This window comes from Marinobacter sp. (assembly GCF_041690455.1).
Classification (GTDB): Bacteria; Pseudomonadota; Gammaproteobacteria; order Pseudomonadales; family Oleiphilaceae; genus Marinobacter.
In genome coordinates this window covers 1-7,482 of the sequence record NZ_JAWLHI010000112.1, presented here as the reverse complement: position 1 = coordinate 7,482, position 7,482 = coordinate 1, and the positions used below count along the sequence as shown (strand labels likewise).

The window sequence follows — 7,482 nt, the reverse complement described above, 5'->3', positions numbered from 1 at the left end:
ACCCATCTGGTTCAGCAGCTCCCGCATGTGCTTGGCGCCAGAGCCGGAAGCGGCCTGATAAGTCATGGGAGATACCCACTCGATCAGATCCTGCTCGAGCAGTCCGCCCAGGGCCAGCATCATCAGGCTGACGGTGCAGTTACCGCCAATGTAATCCTTCACACCCTTGTCCAGGGCGTCATCGATTACGTTGCGGTTAACCGGGTCCAGGACAATCACGGAATGATCAACCATCCGCAGGGTGGACGCGGCATCGATCCAGTAGCCTTCCCAGCCTGCGTCACGCAGTTTCTGGTAAACCTCACCGGTGTAATCGCCACCCTGACAAGTCACGATGACGTCCATGGATTTGAGAGTATCGATATCGAAAGCGTCCTGCAGCGACGGAACGCCCTCCTTGCCAACATCCGGAGCCGGTTTCCCGGTCTGGGAGGTGGAGAAAAACACCGGATCGATGTCAGCAAAATCGTTTTCTTCACGCATGCGCTGCATGAGGACCGAGCCCACCATGCCACGCCAACCTACAAGTCCAACTCGCTTCATGTGCGATCCTTGAATCTCACATTATGCCTGCCCTTTACCGTTATCGCTGGCAGGGACAGGATGGATGATCCCGCGGCAACTGCATCCTGTTGCCGTCGGGTCTCTGTCGGCCTGAACCGGAATCGCCCGCTCAGAGTGCTGCGAGCACCGCTTCACCCATTTCCCGGGTGGAAACCTTCTGCGCGCCTTCCGACATGATGTCAGCCGTGCGCAGGCCCTGGTCCAGGACCTTGCTGACCGCCGCTTCGATGGCTTCTGCGGCATTTTCCTCACCCAGACTGTAACGCAACATCATGGCAGCACTGAGGATGGTGGCCAGCGGATTGGCAATGCCCTGACCGGCAATATCCGGCGCCGAACCGTGGCAGGGCTCGTACATTCCCTGCTTCTGGGAGTTCAGCGATGCGGACGGCAACATGCCGATTGAGCCGGTGAGCATAGCCGCTTCGTCCGAAAGAATATCACCAAACATGTTGCCAGTCACAATTACATCGAACTGTTTGGGGGCCCGTACCAGCTGCATGGCGGCGTTATCCACGTACATATGGGACAGCTCCACATCCGGGTATTCGCGCTTCAGGTCTTCCATGATTTCCCGCCACAGAACAGTCACTTCCAGCACGTTGGCCTTGTCCACGGAACACAGCTTCTTGCCCCGCTGCTGGGCCGCCTCGAAGGCCACCCGGCCAATACGACGAATTTCCGATTCGGTGTAGGCGTAGGTGTTGTAACCCTGGCGCTCACCACTCTCGAGTTCACGCACGCCCCGGGGCTGACCGAAGTAGATACCACCGGTCAACTCGCGCACGATCATGATATCCAGCCCGGACACCACTTCCGGCTTGAGAGAGGACGCGGAGGCCAGCTGCGGATACAGGATTGCAGGGCGCAGGTTGGCAAACAGCTGGAGATTGGAGCGAAGTCCGAGCAGCCCCTTTTCCGGGCGCTTGGCCATGGGCAAGCTGTCCCACTGGGGCCCACCGACCGCGCCGAGCAGGATGGCGTCGGCCGCCTTTGCCTTTTCCAGGGTTTCCTCGGGCAGTGGTGTGTCTGCCTCATCAATGGCGGAACCGCCGACCAGCGCGGTTTCAAAGCTCAGCCCCAGGCTGAACTGGTCATTCACCTGGTTCAGGACCTTTTCCGCCTCGGCAACGATTTCAGGGCCGATTCCGTCACCCGGGAGCATGAGAATATTTCTGGACATGAAGTTCTTCCTTAAAGTCAGTGAGCTTGATCAGTTGCCGGCATTGAACAGCCAGGGCGCGGTCTGCCTGCGCTTTTCTTCGTAATCGCGAATCAGATCGGCGTCCTCGAGAGTCACGCCGATATCATCCAGGCCGTTGAGCAGGCAGTGCCGACGGAAGTCATCCACCTCGAAGCTGAAGGATTCACCGGACGGCGTGGTCACGGTTTTCGCCTCCAGATCCACCGTCAGCTGATAGCCTTCGCTCTCCTCCGTCTCGCGGAACAGTTGGTCAACCACTTTTTCGGGCAAAACAATGGGTAACAGGCCGTTCTTGAAGCAGTTATTGTAGAAAATATCAGCAAAGCTCGGGGCAATAATGACCCGGAAGCCGAAATCATCCAGCGCCCAGGGCGCGTGCTCACGACTGGAGCCACAACCGAAGTTGCTGCGGGCCAGCAGGACACTGGCGCTCTTGTAGCGATCCTGGTTCAGCACGAAATCCGGATTGATCGGGCGCTGGGAGGAATCCTGGTCCGGCTTGCCCTCGTCCAGGTAGCGCAGCTCGTCAAACAGGTTCGGGCCGAAGCCCGTCCGCTTGATGGACTTCAGGAACTGCTTGGGAATGATCATGTCCGTGTCCACATTGGAACGGTCCATGGGGGCAACAATACCCTGGTGTTGCGTAAATGCTCGCATGGTCTCTCTCCTGTGGCTCAGTGCATCAATTCACGGACATCAACGAAGTGGCCGGTCACCGCAGCCGCGGCGGCCATGGCCGGGCTGACCAGGTGGGTACGACCACCAAAGCCCTGACGACCCTCGAAGTTCCGGTTGGAGGTTGAGGCACAATGCTCGCCCTGCCCCAGTTTGTCGGCGTTCATGGCCAGGCACATGGAGCAGCCCGGATCGCGCCACTCGAGGCCGGCTTCGATAAAGATCTTGTCCAGTCCTTCCTGTTCAGCCTGAGCCTTCACCAGGCCGGAGCCGGGCACAACCATGGCCTGCTTGAGGCTGGATGCAACCTTGCGACCCTTGACCACGGCCGCGGCTTCCCGCAAATCCTCGATACGGCTGTTGGTGCAGGAGCCGATGAAGACGCGGTCGAGCTGGATATCGGTGATCTTCTGGTTCGGCTGCAGACCCATGTACTTCAGCGCACGGACAATACCTTCGCGCCTGATGGGATCTTCTTCCTGTGCCGGATCCGGCACGGCGCCGTCGACACCGGTAACCATTTCCGGAGAGGTACCCCAGCTCACCTGCGGCATGATGGCGGAGCCGTCCAGCTCGACCACCTTGTCGAACACCGCATCGTCGTCACTGTGCAGGGTGCGCCAGTAGTCTACAGCCTTGTCCCAGGTCTCGCCTTTCGGGGCGAACGGACGGCCTTTGACGTAGTCGATGGTGGTGTTATCCACCGCAACCATACCGACGCGCGCACCGGCTTCGATGGACATGTTGCAGATGGTCATCCGGCCTTCCATGCTGAGGCCGCGGATGGCTTCACCGCCAAATTCGATGGCGTAGCCGGTACCGCCGGCGGTGCCGATCTTGCCGATGATGGCCAGGACCACGTCTTTGCCGGTCACACCGGGGCCAAGCTTGCCGTTGACCTTGACCAGCATGTTTTTCATCTTCTTCTGCACCAGGCACTGGGTTGCCAGCACGTGCTCGACTTCGGAGGTACCGATCCCATGAGCCAGGCAGCCGAAGGCGCCATGGGTGGAGGTGTGGGAATCACCACACACGATGCTCATGCCCGGCAGGGTGGCACCCTGCTCCGGCCCGATGACGTGGACGATGCCCTGGCGCTGGTCCTTGATCTTGAATTCGAGGATGCCGAACTCGTCGCAGTTCTTGTCGAGGGTTTCGACCTGGGTGCGGGATACGGGGTCGACGATGCCGTCGATGCCTTTGTTACGATCGGTGGTCGGGACGTTGTGGTCCGGGGTGGCGATGTTGGCGTCGATGCGCCACGGCTTGCGGCCGGCGAGGCGCAGGCCTTCAAACGCTTGCGGTGAGGTGACTTCGTGCAGCAGCTGTCGGTCGATGTAGATCAGTGCGGAGCCGTCGTCCCGCTGTTTGACGAGATGATCGTCCCACAATTTGTCGTATAAGGTCTTGCCCGCCATGGTTCTCTCTCACTCTCTGGGGGTTTCTGGTTTTGACTTCATTGATTGCTATGTTACTCCCCTGGTCTGCATAACCTCAATTCATGTTTTTTATTCTTTGCATTCCTTCTTGGCATATTTTAGTTTTGGAGTGCGGGCGGGTTGGCTGTAGCTTCTCAAAACACGCTACGAGCACGTCCATGTGCGCTTGTTTCGGGCCGTCCCTGGCCCTCAACAGTTTTGAGAAGCTACAGCCAACCCGCCCCCAGATTCCGAGTGCCACCAAGTTATGAGAGCCGGTTATGGATTCGAATTCTCTCAGGGCGTTTCTGACCATTGTTGATCAGGGCTCCTTCTCTGAAGCCGCCGAGGTTCTGCACCTTACCCAACCGGCGATCAGCAAACGTCTGGCGGCTCTGGAGAACCAGCTGGGTACAAAGCTGATTGACCGCAGCCACCGTGAGATAAGACTGACGGATGCCGGAACAAGGTTGCTGCCCCATGCGAGAAAGATCCTGGACGAGATCCACAACGCCCGGGTGGCGCTGTCTGCGGACGACGGGGAGATCAGCGGGGAGTTGGAGATTATCGCTTCGCACCACATTGGGCTGCACCATCTGCCCAATTGGCTCAGGCGCTTTTCCCGCGACTACCCGGAGGTTCGGTTGAATCTTCAGTTCATGGAGTCGGATGCCGCTTATGCGCAGATGCTCAAACGTAACGCGGAGCTGGCCTTTGTCACACTCAGTGACAGTATGGGGAGCCAGTTCGTGGTATACGAACAGTGGTCCGATCCGATGGCGTTTGTGGTCGGGCAGGATCATGAGTTATCAGGAAAGGTTTGTGCCTCACTGGAGGATCTTGCCCATTATCCGGCTCTGTTGCCGGATACCACTACCGCAACTTATCGGACTGTCAGTCGGCTTTTTCTTGAGGCCAATCTTCCGCTGAACCAGCAGATACCAACCAATTACCTTGAAACGCTCAAGATGATGACGAGTGTCGGGCTTGGCTGGAGTGTTTTGCCGGTGAGCATGCTGGATGAATCGGTCCATCAGCTGGAAACCGGTTATCCCGTTAACCGGATGCTGGGTGGTGTCGGGCTGGCCGGACGTCAGCTCAGCCAGGCGGCAAGGGCGCTGCTGAAGGTCGTGCGGAAGGAAGAGACGGACAAATCAACGTAAATCATTGACGATCAGGAGAATACATGGGCTTTGACGATTACCTCAAGATTCTGGCCAAGAACGATGGCTCGGACCTTTACCTGAGTACCGGCGCCCCGCCCTGCGCCAAATTCCACGGTGCGCTCAAGCCGATTGACCGCACGCCCCTTGCTCCAGGGGCGATCAAGGATATTGCCTACACAATCATGGACGAGGAGCAGGTTGCGGAATTCGAGCAGGAGCTCGAAATGAACCTGGCCTACAGCATTCGTAACGTCGGCCGGTTCCGGATCAATATCTTCCGGCAACGTAACGAGATTTCGGTTGTCGCCCGTAACATTGTGACCGAGATTCCGAATGCCGACGACCTCGGTCTTCCATCGATTCTCAAGGATGTTGTGATGGCAAAGCGCGGCCTGGTTCTGTTTGTCGGTGCCACCGGGTCGGGCAAGTCCACCTCCCTCGCTGCCCTTATCGATCACCGGAACAGCAATTCCGCCGGCCATATTATTACGATCGAAGATCCCGTTGAGTATATTCATCGTCACAAGAAATGCATCGTCAACCAGCGCGAGGTGGGTGTGGACACCCGTAGCTTCCAGAAAGCGCTGAAGAACACTCTGCGGCAGGCCCCGGATGTCATTCTGATCGGTGAGATCCGGGACCGGGAAACCATGGAACACGCCCTCGCCTTCGCCGAAACCGGGCACCTGTGCATTTCCACCCTGCACGCAAACAATGCCAACCAGGCATTGGATCGCATCATTAATTTCTTTCCCGAGGAGCGGCGCCCGCAGTTGCTGATGGACCTTTCGATGAACCTGCGCGCGTTCGTATCACAGCGACTGGTTCCGACGGTTGACAAGAAGCGCTGCGCCGCCATCGAAATCCTCCTCGGAACTCCCACCATCAGCGAGCTGATCCTGCGTGGAGAGATCGACGGCATCAAGGAGATCATGGAGAAGTCGGCCAACATTGGTATGCAGACCTTTGATCTGGCGCTGTTCAACCTTTGGAAGGAGGGCAGGATTTCCGAAGAGGAAGCGCTCAAGAATGCCGACTCTGCCAACAACCTGCGCCTGAAGATCAAACTACATGGTCAGGGCGGTGCCGACTCTTCAGCCGCTTCGGGTCCGACCGGCAGTGGTCTTTCGCTCAAAATCGAGGAAGACGAGGAGAATCCGGAAGATTAAGGGACGCTTCAGACATCCTCTGGCGGTGGCCTCAGGCCCCGCCAGGTAATCAACACCGCCAGTGCCATGGCCAATGCCCCACCCCAGAATGCTGCGCTGGTGCTTATACCGTCCACCAGGAACCCCGACATCCATGCACCCGCCGCACCGCCGGCGCCGAAGGTCAGGCCGCTGTATAGAGCCTGGCCCTGCCCGTGATGATGTTTGCCGAAGAACCCCTGGATGTACTGCACCGAAATCGCATGCAGCGCCCCGTAGGAAGCCGCGTGAAGCAGCTGAGCGAAGATCAGCACCGCAACCACGTCGGTAAGCTCGGCTATCAACCCCCAGCGAATCATGGTCAGCACCAGGGCCCCGATGGCAATCTGCCGGACGGAGAAACGCCGGGTAAACCGGTGCATCACTAGAAACAGGCCAATTTCGGCGACCACGCCCAGTGACCAAAGTAACCCGATCGGCAATTTGCCATAGCCGTGCTGTTCAAGATGGATGCTAAAGAAGGTGTAGTACGGACCGTGAGATACCTGGAGCAGGAAGTTCATCAGGAAGAAGGTGACCACCGCCGGGTGGGTGACAATCTCCCTCAGACTGCCCTTTGGAGCTTTAGGCTTCTCCTCTCCGCGCTCTGATGGCACCAGAAACGCCGAGACTGCAATACCCGCAAACACCGGCAGCAACAGCCATGGAAGTGAACTGACAGGAACAATCTCGAGGATACCCCCGACCCCGGCCACCGCGGCGATAAAGCCCACCGAACCCCACAGCCGGACCCGTCCGTATTTCTCCTTCTGCTTTCCCAGAGTGCGAAGCGTAATCACCTCGTACAGAGGCAGGATAGCGTTCCAGAAGAAGGTGAAGGCGAGCATTACCAGCAGCAGGCCATAAAAGCCCGGCTCAAGGAAAACGCCGGCGAAGAACAGCGAACCGGTAATCGCACCGAACCTTACAAGTCGGACGCGCTGACCGCTCCGGTCCCCGAGCCACCCCCAGACACTGGGGGCTACGATCTTGGTGAGCTGGATGGTCGCCATCAGTGTGGCGATCTGAAGATAGGTGTAGCCCTGCCCCTCAAGGTAGAGAGACCAATACGGAAGCAGTCCGCCCAAGAGAGCAAAAAACCAGAAATAAAGATTGGAAAGTCGCCAGTAAATACCAGGACTCCTTTACGAAGCTAACCCGAGAGTCCGTGGCGCCGTCCGGGTGAGGTGTTCAAAAAACGCCCGTAAATACGTCCCTGTAGGGCTTGGTCGCGCCATCCCTGGCGCTCCACATTTTTGGGCAATAAA

Annotated in this window: 7 protein-coding genes; 2 read left to right on the top strand and 5 right to left on the bottom strand. The window is 58.1% G+C overall.

Annotated elements, in window-relative coordinates; genetic code table 11:
- The 4 genes from ACESMW_RS17965 to leuC all read right to left on the bottom strand — a co-directional run.
- A partial coding sequence (locus ACESMW_RS17965) for an aspartate-semialdehyde dehydrogenase (protein WP_372988350.1) occupies window positions 1–543 on the bottom strand: 543 nt, incomplete at its 3' end.
- A gap of 130 nt (window positions 544–673) precedes the next feature.
- Complete coding sequence (gene leuB / locus ACESMW_RS17960; protein ID WP_372988349.1) at window positions 674–1,747, bottom strand: 3-isopropylmalate dehydrogenase; 1,074 nt, start codon at window positions 1,745–1,747, stop codon at window positions 674–676.
- 30 nt (window positions 1,748–1,777) lie between these two features.
- Entirely contained in the window at window positions 1,778–2,425 is a 648-nt protein-coding gene (gene leuD / locus ACESMW_RS17955; RefSeq protein ID WP_372988348.1) for a 3-isopropylmalate dehydratase small subunit, read from the bottom strand.
- A gap of 17 nt (window positions 2,426–2,442) precedes the next feature.
- A complete protein-coding gene (gene leuC / locus ACESMW_RS17950; protein WP_372988347.1) occupies window positions 2,443–3,861 on the bottom strand; it encodes a 3-isopropylmalate dehydratase large subunit in 1,419 nt (472 codons plus the stop codon).
- Between the two features lie 281 nt (window positions 3,862–4,142).
- Between leuC and ACESMW_RS17945 the strand changes: the two genes are divergently transcribed.
- Both ACESMW_RS17945 and ACESMW_RS17940 read left to right on the top strand, forming a co-directional pair.
- A complete protein-coding gene (locus tag ACESMW_RS17945; RefSeq protein WP_372988346.1) occupies window positions 4,143–5,024 on the top strand; it encodes a LysR family transcriptional regulator in 882 nt (293 codons plus the stop codon).
- A 23-nt stretch (window positions 5,025–5,047) separates the two neighbouring features.
- Window positions 5,048–6,196 carry a PilT/PilU family type 4a pilus ATPase gene (locus tag ACESMW_RS17940; protein WP_372988345.1) on the top strand — a complete coding sequence of 383 codons (1,149 nt, stop codon included), beginning with the start codon at window positions 5,048–5,050 and terminating at the stop codon, window positions 6,194–6,196.
- Between the two features lie 8 nt (window positions 6,197–6,204).
- Here the strand turns inward: ACESMW_RS17940 and ACESMW_RS17935 are convergent, their stop codons facing one another.
- Window positions 6,205–7,347, bottom strand: coding sequence for an MFS transporter (locus ACESMW_RS17935; RefSeq protein ID WP_372988351.1), 1,143 nt, complete (start codon window positions 7,345–7,347; stop codon window positions 6,205–6,207).
- Between the last annotated feature and the right edge of the window lie 135 nt (window positions 7,348–7,482).